Source organism: Luteimonas sp. FCS-9 (genome assembly GCF_001014645.1).
Classification (GTDB): Bacteria; Pseudomonadota; Gammaproteobacteria; order Xanthomonadales; family Xanthomonadaceae; genus Luteimonas.
Window position 1 is genome coordinate 42982 of record NZ_LASZ01000011.1, and the last position, 17217, is coordinate 60198.

Annotated in this window: 17 protein-coding genes and 1 pseudogene; 11 read left to right on the plus strand and 7 right to left on the minus strand. The window is 73.0% G+C overall.

Annotated features, from left to right (window positions below; translation table 11 throughout):
* The first annotated feature begins 384 nt into the window (after nucleotides 1-384).
* Nucleotides 385-1368: a serine protease gene (locus WQ56_RS10920; RefSeq protein WP_052772968.1), complete on the plus strand. Its 984-nt coding sequence runs from the start codon at nucleotides 385-387 to the stop codon at nucleotides 1366-1368.
* A 90-nt stretch (nucleotides 1369-1458) separates the two neighbouring features.
* The gene (locus WQ56_RS10925) at nucleotides 1459-1758 is read left to right on the plus strand and encodes a hypothetical protein (RefSeq protein WP_047137146.1); all 300 of its coding nucleotides are present in this window, start codon (nucleotides 1459-1461) and stop codon (nucleotides 1756-1758) included.
* Between the two features lie 51 nt (nucleotides 1759-1809).
* On the opposite strand, the gene yihA is transcribed toward WQ56_RS10925, so the two are convergent.
* Nucleotides 1810-2448 carry a ribosome biogenesis GTP-binding protein YihA/YsxC gene (gene yihA / locus WQ56_RS10930; RefSeq protein WP_047137147.1) on the minus strand — a complete coding sequence of 213 codons (639 nt, stop codon included), beginning with the start codon at nucleotides 2446-2448 and terminating at the stop codon, nucleotides 1810-1812.
* A gap of 132 nt (nucleotides 2449-2580) precedes the next feature.
* Between yihA and WQ56_RS10935 the strand changes: the two are divergent.
* From WQ56_RS10935 to WQ56_RS10965, 7 genes and pseudogenes are all read left to right on the plus strand, one after another.
* Nucleotides 2581-3351 (plus strand): annotated as a pseudogene (locus tag WQ56_RS10935) (c-type cytochrome); the annotation flags it as partial.
* Between the two features lie 344 nt (nucleotides 3352-3695).
* Nucleotides 3696-4352 carry a thiol:disulfide interchange protein DsbA/DsbL gene (locus WQ56_RS10940; protein ID WP_082132355.1) on the plus strand — a complete coding sequence of 219 codons (657 nt, stop codon included), beginning with the start codon at nucleotides 3696-3698 and terminating at the stop codon, nucleotides 4350-4352.
* Between the two features lie 53 nt (nucleotides 4353-4405).
* Nucleotides 4406-5200 (plus strand): thiol:disulfide interchange protein DsbA/DsbL, encoded by a 795-nt coding sequence (locus WQ56_RS10945; protein ID WP_047137148.1) that lies wholly within the window; start codon nucleotides 4406-4408, stop codon nucleotides 5198-5200.
* A gap of 5 nt (nucleotides 5201-5205) precedes the next feature.
* On the plus strand, nucleotides 5206-6003 hold the full coding sequence (locus WQ56_RS10950; RefSeq protein WP_047137149.1) for an endonuclease/exonuclease/phosphatase family protein: 798 nt from the start codon (nucleotides 5206-5208) through the stop codon (nucleotides 6001-6003).
* 74 nt (nucleotides 6004-6077) lie between these two features.
* A complete protein-coding gene (locus tag WQ56_RS10955; protein ID WP_047137150.1) occupies nucleotides 6078-7250 on the plus strand; it encodes a class I SAM-dependent rRNA methyltransferase in 1173 nt (390 codons plus the stop codon).
* A 79-nt stretch (nucleotides 7251-7329) separates the two neighbouring features.
* The gene (locus tag WQ56_RS10960) at nucleotides 7330-9438 is read left to right on the plus strand and encodes a gluconolaconase (RefSeq protein ID WP_082132356.1); all 2109 of its coding nucleotides are present in this window, start codon (nucleotides 7330-7332) and stop codon (nucleotides 9436-9438) included.
* A 121-nt stretch (nucleotides 9439-9559) separates the two neighbouring features.
* A complete protein-coding gene (locus WQ56_RS10965) occupies nucleotides 9560-10708 on the plus strand; it encodes an aldo/keto reductase (RefSeq protein WP_047137151.1) in 1149 nt (382 codons plus the stop codon).
* 18 nt (nucleotides 10709-10726) lie between these two features.
* Here WQ56_RS10965 and WQ56_RS10970 read toward each other — a convergent pair whose 3' ends face one another.
* A complete protein-coding gene (locus WQ56_RS10970; protein WP_047137152.1) occupies nucleotides 10727-11269 on the minus strand; it encodes a nucleoside 2-deoxyribosyltransferase domain-containing protein in 543 nt (180 codons plus the stop codon).
* 116 nt (nucleotides 11270-11385) lie between these two features.
* Here WQ56_RS10970 and rmuC point away from each other — a divergent pair, with 116 nt between their 5' ends.
* Both rmuC and WQ56_RS10980 read left to right on the plus strand, forming a co-directional pair.
* Nucleotides 11386-12822 carry a DNA recombination protein RmuC gene (gene rmuC / locus WQ56_RS10975; protein ID WP_047137153.1) on the plus strand — a complete coding sequence of 479 codons (1437 nt, stop codon included), beginning with the start codon at nucleotides 11386-11388 and terminating at the stop codon, nucleotides 12820-12822.
* A gap of 88 nt (nucleotides 12823-12910) precedes the next feature.
* Entirely contained in the window at nucleotides 12911-13456 is a 546-nt protein-coding gene (locus WQ56_RS10980) for a glutathione peroxidase (RefSeq protein WP_047137154.1), read from the plus strand.
* A gap of 74 nt (nucleotides 13457-13530) precedes the next feature.
* Here the strand turns inward: WQ56_RS10980 and WQ56_RS10985 are convergent, their stop codons facing one another.
* The 5 genes from WQ56_RS10985 to WQ56_RS11005 all read right to left on the minus strand — a co-directional run bounded on the left by WQ56_RS10985 (nucleotide 13531) and on the right by WQ56_RS11005 (nucleotide 17141).
* The gene (locus tag WQ56_RS10985; protein ID WP_047137155.1) at nucleotides 13531-14643 is read right to left on the minus strand and encodes a VacJ family lipoprotein; all 1113 of its coding nucleotides are present in this window, start codon (nucleotides 14641-14643) and stop codon (nucleotides 13531-13533) included.
* Between the two features lie 179 nt (nucleotides 14644-14822).
* Nucleotides 14823-15113 (minus strand): STAS domain-containing protein, encoded by a 291-nt coding sequence (locus WQ56_RS10990; protein ID WP_047137156.1) that lies wholly within the window; start codon nucleotides 15111-15113, stop codon nucleotides 14823-14825.
* Complete coding sequence (locus WQ56_RS10995) at nucleotides 15110-15775, minus strand: ABC transporter substrate-binding protein (RefSeq protein WP_047137218.1); 666 nt, start codon at nucleotides 15773-15775, stop codon at nucleotides 15110-15112. Before WQ56_RS10995 ends, WQ56_RS10990 begins: the two co-directional genes overlap by 4 nt.
* Nucleotides 15776-15780: 5 nt before the next feature.
* Nucleotides 15781-16329 (minus strand): outer membrane lipid asymmetry maintenance protein MlaD, encoded by a 549-nt coding sequence (gene mlaD / locus WQ56_RS11000; RefSeq protein ID WP_047137157.1) that lies wholly within the window; start codon nucleotides 16327-16329, stop codon nucleotides 15781-15783.
* A gap of 68 nt (nucleotides 16330-16397) precedes the next feature.
* Nucleotides 16398-17141: an MlaE family lipid ABC transporter permease subunit gene (locus WQ56_RS11005; RefSeq protein WP_047137158.1), complete on the minus strand. Its 744-nt coding sequence runs from the start codon at nucleotides 17139-17141 to the stop codon at nucleotides 16398-16400.
* Between the last annotated feature and the right edge of the window lie 76 nt (nucleotides 17142-17217).

The following is a 17217-nucleotide window of genomic DNA, read 5'->3' on the forward strand; positions in this document are numbered from 1 at the left end:
GGCAGGCTGCTGCCCACCCGAAGTGGGGCCGCCCGCACATGAATGTGCGGCAGCGCCTGCCGCGCCCGATCATCCGTGATCCGAGTCACATCCCGGGGCCGGGTTTGTGGCCATAGTGGCCGCTCGACGATCGCCACGGCTCCCGTCGCACCGCGCCCCGGCGCGCACCGGCAGGACGCCGCCCGCCGCTTGAACGCAGCACATGGAGGTGTTCGGGCCCATCGCCCTCTTGATCTCTCGTTCCCTGCGCACCTGCGCCGCCGGCCCGTGCCTGCGCCGCGGCGCGCGCACCACGCATGCCGGACCGCACCGCCGGGCGGGCCGGATGCCGCGACACGACCTTCCGGCGCATCCCCCATCCATCGACCACAGGGAGTTCTTCCGATGAAGCATGTGACCGCAATGGGTTTGACGATCGCGCTGGGCATGGCGGCCGTGGGCACGGCCGCCGCCGAGCCGCTGAAGTTCGAGAAGCTGGGCCAGAAGGCCCGCTTCATCCATGGAGAGGACGTCGTGACCGGCGTGTACACCGGCACGCCCGACCGCGCGCCCACGCTGCACCAGAAGGCCGCCGGGCTGAGCGTGGTCATGGCGACGCCCAATGGCGACCAGTACGTCTCGACGATGGACCCGCGCGACGTCGCGCTGTTCGAGCAGGCGATCGAGGCGCTCGAGGTGCTGGGACGCGCGCCGGCCACGATCCCCGGCCTGCCGCCCTCCCTGCCCCGGGCGCAGGACCTGCCGCAGGCTTCGCCCAAGACCGTCATCGGTACCGACGACCGCGTGCAGGTGACCAACACCACCGTTGCGCCGTTCTACAACATCGGCCGCATCGCGACCGGCTGCAGCGGCACGCTGATCGGGCCCAAGCACGTGCTGACGGCCGGCCACTGCGTGTCCAACGGCGCGGGCACCTGGTACTCGGCGCTGAACTTCACGGTGGCCCAGAACGGCAGTACCCAGCCCTGGGGCACGAGGAGCTGGGCGCGCGTGCTCGCGCCGGCCGAGTGGCACAACGGCGGCAGCAGCAACTACGACTACGCGCTGATCGTGCTCAGCGAGCCCGCGCACGGCGGGTACGCGGCCTGGGGCACGTACGCGGGCGGCACGCACACGATCACCGGCTATCCGGGCGACAAGCCGTTCGGCACGATGTGGCGGCACTCGGGCACGGTGAACCCCAGCGGCTCGTTCCGGCTCTGCTATACGATCGACACCAGCGGTGGCAACAGCGGCAGCGGCATCTACGACAGCGGCTACGTCGTGCGCGGCGTGCACACGACCGGCTCGTCCACGCAGAACTGCGGCACCCGGCTGACGACCGCGGTGCAGAACACGCTGCAGAACTGGATCTCCGCCAACCCCTGACCGGCGTCGCGAACGCAAGGTCGACACTCCGCCATGGCGCCCGGGTCCGGGCGCCGTGGCTGCCAGCCACGACATCCCCCGGAGGTCCGAATGAGATCGTTGCTCGCCGCCATCGCCGCCCCGCTGCTGCTGGCCGCCTGCGGCGCCACGCCCCAGCACACGTCCGCCGACCGCGCGCCGCTCGAGGCGGCGACGATCGCCGGCAGCGCCGAATCGCCCGACCCGGTGCTCGAGCGGGTCCGCGACCTGCAGCGGCGCGGCGTCGTCGAGGACGTCGTGGTGCAGGAATCGTTTCCCGTGCAGATCCGCCTGCGTGCGCCCAGGCACGTGATCGACGAACTCGAGGCGATGCCGCGCACCGGTGCGGCGCGGTCCACGGCGCCGCGATAGCCCCATCCGGTCCGATGCGTCGCCGCACCCAGACCGCGGGCGTGCGACGTATCAGCCGGCGGCCGCGGCCGTGCGCCCGGGCGGCCCGATCTCCATCCAGCGCGCGACGACGCCGCGCAACTCGTCGACGCCGGCCTTCGATTCGGACGAGAACGTCTGCACGCTGACCTGCTCGCCATGGCTGGCCTGCAGTTCGCGGCGCACGGCCTGCAGCGCGTTGCCCGCGGCGCCCCGGCCGAGCTTGTCGGCCTTGGTCAGCAGCGCGTGCGCGGGCGTACCGTTGCCGACCGCGAACTCGATCATCTGCCGGTCGTAGTCCTTGAGCGGATGGCGGATGTCCATCACCACGACCAGCCCGCGCAACGCCTGGCGCTGGGCGAAGTACTGCGCGATGAAGGCCTGCCAGTGCGCCTGCAGATCGCGCGGCACCTTGGCGTAGCCGTAGCCGGGCAGGTCGACCAGGAAGCGGCGCTCGTGCGGCGGCAGCGCGAAATAGACCAGCTGCTGCGTGCGGCCCGGGGTCTTGGACACGCGCGCGAGCGCGTTCTGCCGGCACAGCGCGTTGAGCGCACTGGACTTGCCGGCGTTGGAGCGGCCGGCGAACGCGACCTCGAAGCCGTCGTCGGGCGGCAACTGGCGCGGGACGTGCGCGGCGAGCAGGTACTCGGCGCGGTCGAAGGGATTGGACATCGGCATAGCTTGGCACACCGCCCCTGCGGCGTCCGGTCGCGGTTTGACCGCTTCCGGCCGGCCACACATAATTTCGGCCATCGCGAGCCGCATTCCGCCGGCCGCAGCGTCGAGAATTCTCGGAGCCCAGCCATGCGCCACGCTCGCGTCTTTGGTATCGCCGGCCTTGCCGCCCTCGTGGTCGGCGCCGTCGCGTTCGCCCAGTCCACCGTGGCGCCGCTGCCCGATGCCCCCGAGGTGGAGACCGCCGACCTCGACACCCACCCCGACGTCAACGCGGTCGCCGCGCTGGCCAAGGCGCGCCCGGGCGATGCGCAGAAGGGCGGCCAGCTGGCCGGCACCTGCGCCGCGTGCCACGGCGTGGACGGCAACGCCGACGCCGCACCGACGGTCTACCCGCGCATCGCCGGCCAGGGCGAGCGCTACATCGCCCGCCAGCTGGCGCTGTTCAAGAGCGGCGAGCGGATCAGCCCGATCATGCAGCCGTTCGCGGCGATGCTCAGCGCGCAGGACATGCGCGACCTGGGCGCGCACTACGCGCTGCAGACCAGCGGCGCGGGCATCGCCGACGACGCGGTCGTCGAGGGCGGCCCCTACGACGGCATGAAGTTCTACGAGGTCGGCCAGACGCTGTTCCGCAGCGGCGACGCCACGCGCGGCATCCCGGCCTGCATGGCCTGCCACGGCCCGGCAGGCGGCGGCAACCCCGGCCCGGCCTACCCGCACGTCGGCGGCCAGCAGGCCTGGTACAGCTCGGCCCGCCTGCAGGCCTACCGCGCCGGCGAGACCACCGAGGCCGACCGCCACATGTTCGACATCATGGCGACGGTGGCCAGGTCGCTGACCGACCAGGAGATCGAGGCGCTGGCCAGCTACATGCAGGGCCTGCACCGTCGCCCGGACCCGGAGATGCTGGCCGCGATCGAGGCCCAGGCCGCCGCGATGCCCGCTCCGGCCACGCCGCCGGCCGAGCAGCCGGTGCCGCCGACCGACGAGACCGCCGACGAGGCGCTGCAGGGCGCCGAGCCGGCCGCCGAGGCCCCCGCCACCGACGCACCGGCCGACGCGCCCGCCGAGCCGGCGCCCGCGACCGAGTGAGCGCCGCCATCGCGGCGCGGCCCATGCACGGGCCGGCCCGATCCCGTATCGTCCGCAACGCCGGCCGGGTCCCCCGCGCCGGCGTTCGTGTGTCCGCCCCCGCATCCCCGGCCGGCCCGCGCCGCGCCGTTCCTGGAGTCCACGCCGCCATGCCTGCCGCCTCCGCTTCCCGCTTCGCCCGCTGGCTGGCCTGCGCGCTGCTCGCGCTGTCGGCCGCGCTGCCCGCCGCCGCGCAGACGCGCGCGCCGGTGGAGAACGTCGACTACGTCGCGATCGACGGCGGCACGCCGTGGCAGCCGCTCGACGGCCACGTCGAGGTCGTCGAGGTGTTCTCCTACGGCTGCATCCACTGCTTCCACTTCCAGCCGATGGTCGACGCCTGGCTCGCCCGGCAGCCGCGCGACGTGCGCTTTTCGTATCTGCCGGCGGTGTTCACGGCCGGCGACGTGTTCGCCCGCGGCTTCTTCGCCGCGCAGGCGCTGGGCATCGACCGGCGCACGCACGCCGCGGTGTTCGACGCGGTCCACAAGACCGGCCGGCTGCCGCGCGGCGGCGTGGACGTCGATGCGCTGGCCGCGTTCTACGCCGCGAACGGCGCGCCGTCGCAGGCGGCGTTCAAGACCGCGATGACCAGCCCGGCGACCGAAGAGCGCCTGAACGCGGCGCGCGCGTTCGCGCTGCGCAGTGGCCTGCAGGGCACGCCGACGCTCATCATCAATGGCCGCTACCGTGTCCAGGCGCGTACCCTCGAGGACACGCTGGCGATCGCCGACCAGCTCATCGCCCGGGAACGCGTCCGGCCCTGAGCCGGCGGTCGCCGTGGCCCCGACCTGACCGCCCACCTGCCGAGAGACCCTCCATGAAGATCCGCCATTCCCTGCTGGTGCTGCTCGCGCCCGTCCTGATCGCCGCCTGCGGACAGCAGCCCGATCCGGCTGCCGCGCCCGACGCCCCGCCGCCGGCGACGGCCCCGGCCGCACCGACCGACGGCCAGGCGCCCGCGCCCGCCGCGACCGATGCGCCGCCCGCCGGCGACGATGCGCAGGCCGCCGCACCCGCCGCCGACAACCCGGTCCGCGCGCCCGAGGGTCCGGCTCCGGTCGCCGGCACCGACTACGTGGTGATCGAGAACGGCCAGCCGTTCGCCCAGTCCACCGGCACGATCGAGGTCGCCGAGGTGTTCGCCTACTGGTGCGGCCACTGCGCGGCGTTCGAGCCGCTGGTCAACGCGTGGAAGGCCAAGTTGCCCGCCGACGTGCACTTCGTCGCCGTCCCGGCGGTGTTCGACGACCGCGACCAGTTCCCGCGCGCGTTCTACGCCTCCGAGGCGATGGGCACGCTGTCGCGCACCCACGACGCCACGTTCAACGCGATCCACATCGAGCGCAAGCTGCGCCAGAATGCCGACGCCGACAGCATCGTGGCGTTCTACGGCGGCCTGGGCGTGGACCCGCAGCGTTTCCGCAGCACGATGCAGAGCTTCGCGGTCAACGCCAACCTGGGCCGGGCGCGCCAGTTCGCGATGCGCAGCGGCGTCGACTCCACGCCGACGCTCATCGTCGACGGCAAGTACCGCGTGATCGGCGGCCGCTCGCTCGAGGACGTGCTGCGCATCGCCGATCACCTGATCGCAACGGAACGTGCCGCACGCTAGGGCCGATGCCGCAGCCCGACCCCACGCCCGCGTCCGTTCCCGAGCCCGCACCGCAGCGCCTGCGGCTGCTCAGCGCCAACATCCAGGCCGGCTCTAGCACGCGCCGCTACAGCGACTACGCGACCCGCAGCTGGTCGCACGTGCTGCCGGCCGGCAAGCGCACCGCGCTCGATGCGATCGCGGCGCTGGCCGGCCGGCACGACATCGTCGGCCTGCAGGAGGCCGACCCCGGCAGTTGGCGCTCGGGCTTCACCAACCAGACCCACTACCTCGCCGAGCGCGGCGGCTTCGCGTTCTGGAGCCACCAGCCCAACCGCCGCGTCGGCGCGGTCGCCTCCAGCGCCAACGGGCTGCTGAGCCGGCTCGAGCCGGTCGAGGTCCTCAACCACGCCCTGCCCGGCCGCATCGGCGGGCGCGGCGTGCTGCTGAGCCGGTTCGGCGAGGGCACCGAGGGCCTGGTGGTCGCGGTCGCGCACCTGTCGCTGGGCGCGCAGTCGCGCCGCTCGCAGCTGGCCTTCATTTCCGAGGTGCTGCACGACTATCCCAACGCCGTGCTGATGGGCGATTTCAACTGCACCTGGGACCGCCCGGAGATGGACGTGCTCTACCGCGGCACCGGCCTGCAGCCGCCGGCGTGCGCGGTGCACACCTTCCCCAGCTGGCGGCCGCAGCGCGCGATCGACCACATCCTGGCCACGCGCTCGCTGCAGTGCGCGAACATGCAGGCGCTGCCGGCGGCGTTCTCCGACCACCTCGCGCTGTCGACCGAGCTGGTGGTGCCGGCGGCCGCGCTGCAGCGCTGAGCGCCGGGTCCGCGGCCTTCGCGTCGTCGCGCGCCAGCGCCGGTCGCCGCGCGGCGACCGCGTAGAATGCCGCGATGAACAGCACCCCCAATCCCGTCGTCCGCCTCAAGAACGCCTGGCGTTCGAGTCATCCCTGGATCTTCCAGCGCCTCGTCGACAAGCCCGCGCAGCGGCCCAAGCCGGGCAGCATCGTCGAGGTCGTCGGCGTCGACGGCGAGTGGATCGGCCGCGGCTTCTACAACGGCCACTCGCGCATCGCCGTGCGCATCCTCGAAACCCACCCCGACGTGCCGGTCGACGCCGGCTGGTTCTCGCGCAAGATCGCCGACGCGGTCGCACTGCGCCGCGAGGTGCTCGGCCTGGACGCGGTGTCCGACGCCTGGCGCGTGGTGCACAGCGAAGGCGACGGCATCAGCGGCCTGGTCGTCGACCGCTACGGCGACCTGCTGGTGGTCGAGTTCTTCAGCGCCGGCGCGTTCCGTCATCGCGAGTGGATCTTCGAGGCGTTGCGCGAGCAGTTCCCCGGCTGCCGCTTCCACAGCTTCGCCGACGAGCACGTGCAGAAGCAGGAGAGCTTCGACTTCCGCGGCAGCACGCCGGCCGAGCCTGCGATCATCACCGAGCACGGCGTGCGCTTCCGCGCCGATCCGGCCGGCGCGCACAAGACCGGCTTCTTCGCCGACCAGCGCGAGAACCGCGAATGGCTCAGCCGCCAGGTCGCCGGCAAGCGCATGCTCGACCTGTGCTGCAACACCGGCGGCTTCGGCGTGTACGCCGCCGTGCGCGGCGCCAGCGAGGTCGTCGGCGTCGACATCGACGAGGACGTGATCGAGATCGCCAAGGGCAACGCGCGCCTCAACGACGTGCGCATCCGCTTCGTGCAGGCCGACATCTTCCCGTGGCTGCGCGACGCGGCGAACGCCGGCGACGCCTACGACGTGGTCGTGCTCGACCCAGCCAAGATGACCCGCGACCGCGACCAGGTGATCCCGGCGCTGAAGAAGTACCTGGACATGAACAAGCTGGCGCTGGGCGTGGTGAAGCCGGGCGGTCTGCTGGCCACGTTCTCGTGCACGGGCCTGGTCAGCGAGGAGCAGTTCCTGGACATGCTGCGCCGCGCGGCGTTCTACGCCGGCCGCACGATCCAGGTGCTCAAGGTCGCCGGTGCCGGCGCCGACCATCCGTTCCTGGCGAACGTGCAGGAATCGCGGTACCTCAAGGCCGTGTTCTGCCGCGTGCTCGACTGATGCGGCGCCTCGTGGACGCGGGCGCGATCAGGTCTCGCCGCGAACGCGCCATCGCGCGCGAGCGCGCTCCGACGAAGGCATGATCCGCCGCCGGCTGCGGCCCGGCGCGCGCCGGGCGCTGTGGGGTGTGGCGGCGCTGACGCTCGCCGCACTGGCGCTGAGCCTGGCCTGGGACTGGCGCGACCGCGGGCCGCCGCCGCTGGGCCCGCTGCCCGCGGGACTGCCCGCGCGCATCGAGCTGGCGGCCGGCGACGGCCACCGCGGCCCGGTCGACGGCGATCGCGCGCACGCGCGCTTCGACGATCCCTACGGCATCGCGGTCGCCGCCGATGGCGCGGCCTTCGTCGCCGAAGGCGGGCCGTGCAACTGCATCCGGCGCCTGGACCCGGGCGGCCACGTCGGCACGTTCGCCGGCGGCGCGGAAGGCTTCGTCGACGGGTTCGGCGGCCTGGCGCGCTTCCACACGCCCTCGGGCCTGGCGATCGACGCCGCGGGCACGCTGCTGGTCGCCGACACCGGCAACCATGCGATCCGCGCAGTCGCGCCCGACGGCACGGTGACGACGCTCGCCGGCACCGGCGCCCCCGGTTTCGCCGACGGCCCGGTCGCACAGGCGCGCTTCCACGCACCAACCGGTATCGCGGTCGACGCGACGGGTCGGGTGTTCGTCGCCGACGGCTTCAACGACCGCATCCGCGTGATCGAGCACGGCCGGGTGCGCACGCTGGCCGGCGACGGGCGGCCGGGCTTCGCGGACGGCCCCGGCGCGCAGGCGCGCTTCGACACACCAAGCGGCGTCGCGGTCGGTGCCGACGGCATCGTGTGGGTCGCCGATACCGGCAACCACGCGCTGCGCCGCATCGCGCCTGACGGCACCACGACGACGCCCGCGCTGCATGGCGACGACCCCGACGCCGCCCCGTCGGCGCCGGTCTCGGTCGCGATCGATGCCCAGGGCCGGGTCTACGTCGGCGAACTCGCGCGCGGGCGCGTGCTGCAGATCGCGCCCGACGGCCACGCGCACGTCCTGACCGGCCGCGACATGGCACAGCGCCTGGCGCGGCCGGCCGGGCTCGCGTTCGACCGCGCCGGCCGGCTGTGGGTCGCCGACGCCGCCGCGCATCGCGTCCACCGCATCGTGCAGGTCCGCCCGCAACGCACCAAGCAGAACCTCGCCAATGCCGCCGTCGGCCCGGCGCCCGACATCGCGCTGCCCGACACTGGCGGCCGCTGGCCGCTGGCGCCGCAGGACGGCTGGCACGAGGTCGTCGGCACGCTCGGCGAGGTGCGCGGCAACTTCCGGGGCGAGTCGCGCAATCACCTGCATGCGGGGTTCGACGTGCGCGGCGATGTCGGCACGCCGGTGCTGGCGATCGCCGACGCCAAGATCGCCAGTCCGTTCGCCGCGGCCGCGTTCGGCGACCAGGCCGAGCACCTGGTCCTCGACGAGCTGACCTACATGCACATGCGCGTCGGCCGCACACCGCGCGGCGAGGCGCTCGATCCACGATTCGAGTTGATCGCCGGCGACGACGGACGCACCGCGCGCGTGCGCATCGCGCGCGGCACGCGGCTGCGCGCAGGCGAGCCGATCGGCACGATCAACGCGCAGGCGCACGTGCACCTGATGGTCGGCCCGCCCGGCTACCAGCGCAACGCGATCGGGCTGCGCTTCCGCAATTTCGTCGACACCGTCGCGCCGCGCATCGACGACCTCGCCCTGCTCGACGCGGGCGACCGGCCGATGACCGAACGCGAGGACGGGCGGCTGCGCGTGTCGCGCGAGGGCGGCGGCGTGCAGATCGTCGTCGAGGCCTGGGACCAGGTCGACGGCAACCTGCCGCGGCGGCGCCTGGGCCTGCACGCGCTGGGCTGGCAGCTGCTGGCCGCCGACGGCACGCCGCTGCCCGGCTTCGAGACCCCGGCGATGACGATCGACTTCGACCGCATGCCGCCGCATCGCGAGGCGGTGCGCGTGGCCTACGCGGCCGACAGCGGCATCACCGTGCACGGCGCGGCGCGCACGCGCTTCCGCTATGCAGTCAACAACATCGTGCGCGACGGCCGCCTCGAGCCGGCGCTGTGGGACCCGGCGACGCTGCCGGCTGGCGACTACGTGCTGCGCGCGGTCGTGCGCGACGCGAGCGGCAACACCGCCGCGCGCGAGCTGCCGCTGCGGCTGCAATGACCGGGCGCGCCGATGGCGGTTCACGGCGCCTGGCGCCGGCGGCTGGCACAGTGGTCCGACCCGCGCATCGACGCCGTCCGGGACGGCGGGTGCGCATCCCCTCGACCCAGGGAGACGCCCCATGCACTCACGCCGCACCTTTCTCTCGGCCGCCGCGCTCGGCGCCGCCACGCTCGCCGCCGCCCCGATGATGGCCCACGCCCAGACGACACCGGGCGATGTCCTGCCCACGCAGGGCCCGCGCGGCCGCGCCGCGCTGCCGACCAATCCCCGCGGCGGACGCCGCTACCGCCCGGTCTCTCGCGTGGGCCTGGGCGGCGCGCCGCTGGGCAACAACTGGGCCGTCGTCGCCGAGGACGACGCGCAGGCGACGCTGCAGGCCGCGTGGGATGGCGGCATGCGGCTGTTCGACACCTCGCCGTGGTACGGGCTGGGCCGCTCGGAGCGCCGTTTCGGGCACTTCCTCGGGCAGCAGCCGCGCGAGGAATACGCGATCTCGACCAAGGTCGGCCGGCTGCTGAGCGCGACCCGGCAGACGCCGAAGGTCAGCTGGAAGGACCCGCCGCCGTTCGACTACCGCTACGACTACAGTGCGGCGGGCACCCGCCGCTCGATCGAGGACAGCCTGCAGCGCCTCGGCATCGATGCGATCGACATCGTGCTGATCCACGACCTGTCGCCCGACAACGGCGACATGAAGGACCGCTGGACCGAGTACTTCGAGCAGGCGCGCACCGGCGCGTTCGTCGAGCTGACGAAGATGCGCGAGGAAGGCCTGATCAAGGCCTGGGGCATGGGCGTCAACACGCCCGAGCCGGCGCTGCGCGCGATCGAGGTCAGTGATCCGGACATCTTCCTGCTCGCCTGCCAGTACTCCCTGCTCGACCACCAACGCGCGCTCGACGAGACGTTCCCCAAGCTCGCGGCCAAGGACATCTCGGTCATCGTGGGTTCGCCGCTACTGGCCGGCTTCCTGGCCGGCCGCGATCGCTACCTGTACGGGGCGCAACCCGTGCCTGCCGATGCCGAGCAAAAGCGGGCGAAAGCCGAGGAGATCGTGCGCCGGCACGGCGTCGACCTGCGTACCGTCGCGCTGCAGTTCGCCAATGCGCCGGAGGTCGTCTCGGCGATCGTGCCCGGCGCGCGCAATGCGCGGCAGGTGCAGGAGAACGTCGCGTCGATGTCGGTCGCGATTCCCGGCGGCGTCTGGGACGACCTGCGCCAAGCCGGCATCATCGCCGCGAACGCGCCGGTGCCCCGGGCCGCGTGACTTCCGCCGCGACCGGCGCTACGGCGTCGGTCGCGCCGCGGCCAGCCGCGTGCGCACCGCCTCGATCAGCGCCGGCAGCGTCTCCACGCGCGGCACCCCGTAGCGTTCGGCGGTGATGTCGAGATTGCCCTTGCGGAAGTAGCCGGCCGGCGCCGCCAGCAGCAGCTTGCCCGAGCGGGCGTACAGGCCGAATTCCAGCAACGTGATCGGGCTCTGCGTGCCCGGCGCGAAGTACATCAGCACCAGGTCCGCCCGCTCGAGCGCCTCGAGCTCCCATTCCACCTGGCGCCGGAACTCCGGCTCGTCCGCCTCGGGCCGCCAGGCCGGGTTCCAGTCCGCGCGGCGCGGATTGAGCAGCACCACGTCCAGGTCCGCGAGTGCGTCCTGCACCTGCTGCTGCCAGTCGCCGGCGCGGCCCATCTCGATGCTGCCGGCCAGGAACACCGTCGGACGGCCGTCATCGGGCAGTGGATCGGGCGAGACGATCGTCGTCGCCGCAGACGCCGGCAGCGGCGCGATCGCGGCGATCGCCAGCAGCGGCGCGAGCAGGGATCGGAGCATCGTGGAGTGCGCAGGGAAAGGGGGCGCCATGATCGCAGAGGCGTGGCCCTTCGTAACGCCGGCCAACGACATGGATCGACGCACCGCATGAGACGGCGCTGGCTACACTTGCACCGATGAACCTGCCCGTCGCGCTGCTCGTGTTGATCCTCGTCCTCGTCGTGGTCGCGACGGGCCTGCTCGTGGTGCTGCTGTCGCGCCGATCCGACGCGGGCGGCGAGGCGCTGGAACGGGCGCTGCGCGAGGAGCAGCGCGCGGGCCGCACCGAACTGCGCCAGCAGCTCGACGGATTCGCCGCGGCGCAGGCGCAGCGCATCGACGCGTTCGGCGCGCAGCTGCAGGCCGTCGCCGCGCGCACCGACCAGCGCCTGGACGAGTTCACCGTGCGCACCGATGCGCGGCCCGACGCGTTCACCCGCACCACCGACGAACGCCTCGACGTGCTGCGCGCGGCGCTGGGCGAGGACGCGCGCAAGGCCCGCACCGAGGGCGCGGACCAGCAGCAGCGGTTCGCCGATGCGCTGGGTGCGCGCCTGAACGAACTGACCCAGCGCAACGAGCAGCGCATCGGCGAGATGCGCGCCACGCTCGAGCAGCAGCTGCGCGCGTTGCAGGCCGACAACGCCGCCAAGCTCGAACAGATGCGCGCGACCGTCGACGAGAAGCTGCAGACCACGCTCGAGGCGCGCCTGGGCGCCTCGTTCAAGCTGGTGTCCGAGCGGCTCGAGCAGGTGCAGCGCGGCCTGGGCGAGATGCAGCAGCTGGCGACCGGCGTGGGCGATCTCAAGCGCGTGCTGAGCAACGTCAAGAACCGCGGCGGCTGGGGCGAGGTGCAGCTGGAGAACATCCTCGAGCAGACGCTGACGCAGGAGCAGTACGGCCGCGGCGTGCGGGTCAAGCCGGGTGGCGCGGAGGCGGTGGACTTCGCGATCCGCCTGCCGGGGCGCGGGGACGCCGACGCGACGGTGTGGCTGCCGGTCGACGCGAAGTTCCCGCGCGAAGACTACGAGCGCCTGCTCGACGCGCAGGAACAGGGCGACGCGGAGGCCGTGAAGACCTCGGTCGCACAGCTCGAGCGCGCGATCCGGGTGCAGGCGAAATCGATCTGCGACAAGTACGTGTGCCCGCCGCACACCACCGATTTCGCGGTGATGTTCCTGCCCACCGAAGGGCTGTACGCGGAGGTCATCCGCCGCGCCGGCCTGGTCGATCTGCTGCAGCGCGAGCACCGCATCGTCGTCGCCGGGCCGACGACGATCACCGCCTTGCTCAACAGCCTGCAGATGGGCTTCCGCACGCTGGCGATCGAGAAACGCTCGAGCGAGGTCTGGCAGGTGCTGGGCGCGGTGAAGACCGAGTTCGGCAAGTTCGCGACGGTGCTGGAGAAGGCGACCAGCCAGCTCGACACCGTGCAGAACAGCATCAAGGCGGCCGGCGTGCGCACGCGCGCGATCGAGCGCCAGCTGCGCGGCGTCGAATCGCTGCCCGGCCCGGATGCGCAGGCGCTGCTGGGCGACGCGCTCGACGACGGCGCGGATGCCGGACGCGACTGAAGGCGCGGCGACCGGCACGGCGCGGATCGCCGCAGGCGGCCGCGCCGGGGTGGCATGATCGCGGCTCCCTCCTCGACCGGACGCCGCCATGACCGCACCGCTGACCGACATCCCGCTGACCACCATCGACGGTGACACCACGACGCTCGGCACGTACGCCGGCAAGGTGCTGCTGGTCGTCAACGTGGCATCGAAGTGCGGACTGACGCCGCAGTACGCGGGCCTGGAGGCGCTGTACCGCGAGAAGCGCGCGGCGGGCCTGGAGATCCTCGGCTTCCCGGCCAACGACTTCGCCGGCCAGGAGCCGGGGAGCGATGCGGAGATCCAGCAGTTCTGCACGCTCAACTACGACGTGGGCTTCCCGCTGTTCTCCAAGATCGCGGTCACCGGGCCCGATGCGCATCCGCTGTACGCCGCGCTGACCGCGGCGCGGCCCGAGGCGACCGGCGACGGGCCGATGCGCGAGCGCCTGCGCGGCCACGGCATGACGCCCAATCCGGCGCCGGGCGTGCTGTGGAACTTCGAGAAGTTCCTGATCGACCGCGACGGCCGCGTCGTCGACCGCTTCGCACCGGACGTGGCGGCCGACGATCCGCGGCTGCGCGCGGCGGTCGAAGCCGCGCTGGCGGACTGAGCCGGCCGTCCCCGCCCGCATGCGGCGCGGCGGCCCCGCCGACGCCCGCGCCGCAAGGCGCGGGCGATGCCCCGTCAGGGGTTGGAGATGCCGGGCACGACCGGGATCGCATCGACCGGCACGGTCGGCATCGCGTCGTCCTCGTAGAGGTAGTCCGGCAGGTCGTCCTCGTCGCCGCGGTGCCGGCGCACCGACTCGATCTGGTAGGCGCGCCGCTGCATCCACGCATCGCGGATCAGCGCGTACTCGTCGGTCGCGCCTTCGCGCATGCTGTCGACGACGAACAGCCGCGTGCGCAGGTCGACCAGCTGCAGGCCCTGCAGGCCGTAGCGCCAGGTGTCGTCGTCGAGCTGGCGCAGCGGCGACAGCGGCGCGTCGCCGACCATGCCGAAGCCGTCGCGCAGCGTGCGCGGGCCGAACAACGGCAACTCGACGTAGCGCGAATTGCGCCAGCCCCACACGCCCAGCGTCTGGCCGAAGTCGGCGTCGCGGTGCGGGATCTCGGCATCGGTGGCCGGATCGAAGATGCCGCCGATACCCAGCGTGCTGTTGACGACGAAGCGGCCGAGCGACTGGCCGGCATCCTTCGGCCGACCCTGCAGCAGCGCATTGAGCGCGGTGACCGGCTGGCCGAGGTTGCTGAAGAAATTGCTCACGCCCAGCCGCACCGGGCGCGGCACGATCTTGGCGTAGGCCTTGGCCAGCGGCTTGGCGACACCGCGGTCGACGGCGCTGTTGAACGCGAAGACCTTGCGGTTGAACGGTTCCCATGGATCGTAGCTGCGCGGCATCTGCGCGGCGGCCGGCAACGTGGGATCGGCGACCGGATCGTAGACCGGCTCGCCGTAGAGCGCGGCGTAGTCGAGTTCGGCCTGGGTCGGCGCCCCGGTGGCCGGCATGCCGTCGCCGGTGACGCCCGCGACCGGAGTGCCCTCCGCGGGCGTGGCGTCGCCGGCGATGCGCGCGGCATCGTCGAAGGCCTCGACCACGGCGGCGGCGTCGGGCGCGGCGGGCCGCTCGGCCGCATCGGCCTGGGCGGCGCCCGGCACCTCGATCGGCGCGGGCGCGCCGGCGGCGACCGGCGAGGGCACACGGTCGCGCGGGGCACCGGTGCCGGCGCAGGCGGCGAGCAGGGCGGCAGCCAGCAGCGGCAGGATCTGGCGGGAGGAGCGGAGCGGGTTCGACATCGTGGAAGTCCGGTGGGGGCGCCGGTGGGGCAGGAAACGCTGCGGGGCCCGGGTCGCCGCGGCGGCATCGCCGGACCCCCGGGGATCCGGCGTCAGGGGCGCGACGCAAGCGTCGGCCGGACGGGACCGATCGCGTCGGCAGGGCCGACGATACACCCGCCCGTTCGGATCGCCACGCATCACGCGCGCACGTAGCCCAGCGCCGGCGTCAGCCGGTAGGCGCTGCGCAGCTCGGCCAGGCCCGGGGGCGTGCCATCGACCGTCAGCGCGCCGCCGTCGGCGAGTTCGGCCAGCAGCGCCAGCCCGGCGCTGTCGACCGCGGTCACCGACGTGAGGTCGAGCCGTCGGGCGCCGGCGCGCAGCGGTTGCGCGCGCGACCACAGCGCCGGCACCGTCGCGGCCGACAGCGCGCCGGCGAACGCCAGCGCGTCGCCGTCGCGACGGACCGAAGCCGCGGCGGACGCGCTCATCGGCCGGCGTCGGCCTGGATCTGCCCGGCGCGCAGTTCGCGCGCGACCTGCTGGATCGGCTTGCGCTGCAACTCGGGATCGAACTGCTCGCGGAACGTGCGCACGAACGACACGCCCTCGACCATGACGTCGAACACCTTCCAGGTGCCACCGCTCTGGCGCATCAGGTAGTCGACCGGGACCGGCTCGCCGCCGCTGCGCAGCAGCTCGCTGGACACCCGCACGCCCAGGCCGCGCGGCAGCGGCGCCTCTGACTTGATGCGCACGCGCAGCTGGGTGTTGAAGTCCAGCAGCGACGAGCCGTAGCGGCGCATCAGGTTCTCGGCCAGCGCATCGCCGAACGCCTTCACGTCGGCATCGGACGCGCCGCGACCGTGCCGCCCGAGCACCTGGCGCGCGGCGTAGTCGCGGTCGAACATCGTGTCGAACTCGCCGGTGATGAAGCGCTGCAGCGCACCGCGGTCACGGGTGAACTCGGCGCGGCGGGTCTCGAGCGTCGTGAGCACGCGCTCGCTGTTGGCCAGCACCAGCTGGCTGGGCGAGCCGGCCTGGGCGGTCGCGGCGGGGGCGGCAGCCGGGCGGGCCTGGGCGAGCGCAGCGGCGGCAGGCACCGCCAGCACGGCGGCCAGGGCCAGCGGCAGTGCGCGGCGGATCAGGGGCATGTGGATCATGGGAAGACTCCTTCGTCACTGGGGGGCGCGTCGGGGGACGCGGCATCGGGCGGGCCATCCGCCGGCGGCGCAGCGTCGCCGCCGCCACCGCTGAACATGTACTTGCCGACCATCTGGATCAGGTCCACCGCCGGCGACGTGAACGCGATCTCCTCGCCGGGCTGCAGCGATTCGAGGTCGCCGCCGGGCGACAGGCCGATGTAGCTCTCGCCGAGCAGGCCGCCGGTGAGGATCGCGGCCGAGGTGTCGGCCGGAATCTCGGCGTAGCGGTCCTCGATCGCCAAGGTCGCGATCGAGTCGAACTTGACCGGATCCAGGTCGATCTTCGCGACCCGGCCGATGGTCACGCCGCCGATCTTCACCGGCGCGTTGGGGCGCAGCTGGCCGAGGTTGCTGAAGCGCGCGGTCAGCGCGTACGTGCCGCCGCGGCTGAAGCCGAACTGGCCGTTGGTCGACGCGATCGCCAGCACCAGCAGCGAGCCGAGCGCCAGCAGCAGGAACGCGCCGACGGCGAATTCGAGACGGGGACCACGGGCGCTTGTCATGGGTGTCACCTTTGCAGCGGGCCGCCTGCGCGGCGGTGAAGGAAAGAACCGAATTCAGGCCGCGGACATCAACGGAACAGGAACGCGGACATCACGAAATTGAACATCAGCACCAGCAGCGAGGCATTGACCACCGCGCGGGTCGTGGCGACCGAGGTGCCCTCGATCGTCGGCTCGGCGTGGAAGCCGACGTAGGACGCGACCAGCGCGGCGGTGCCGCCGAACACCGCCGACTTCAGGAACGCGGTCAGGAAATCGCCGCGGAAGTCGACCGCGTCCTGCATCGTCTGCCAGAACATGCCGTTGTCGATGCCCAGCACCTGCACGGCCTGGAACCAGCTCGCCGACAGCGCCAGGCTGCAGAAGAACGCGGTCAGCAGCGGTACGCACAGCACCGCCGCCCAGAACCGGGGCGCGACCGCCTTGGCGACCGGGTCGATCGCCATCAGGCCGAGCGCGGTGATCTGGTCGGTCGCGCGCATCAGGCCGAGTTCGGCGGCGATCGAGCTGCCGGCGCGGCCGACGAACAGCAGCGCGGTCAACACCGGCGCCAGTTCCCGGTACAGACCCAGGCCGATCAGCACGCTGACCTGGTTGCTGGCGCCGTAGGTCTCCAGCGCGCGGTAGCCCAGCAGCGTCAGCGACAGGCCGACGAACGCGCCGCCCACGGCGATGATCGGCAGCGAGCGCCCGCCGATCTTGTAGATCTCGCGCAGCAGCTCGGCGAAGAAGTCCGCGGTGGGCCGCGACGCGCGCAGCACCGACAGCGAGAACAGCCCGGCACGGCCGAGCGAGCGGATCGCGGCGGTCATCGCACAACGCCCCTGTAGGAGCGCGCTCGCGCGCGAGACGCGTTCCCAGTGAAGCCCATCGCGACCAAGATCGCGC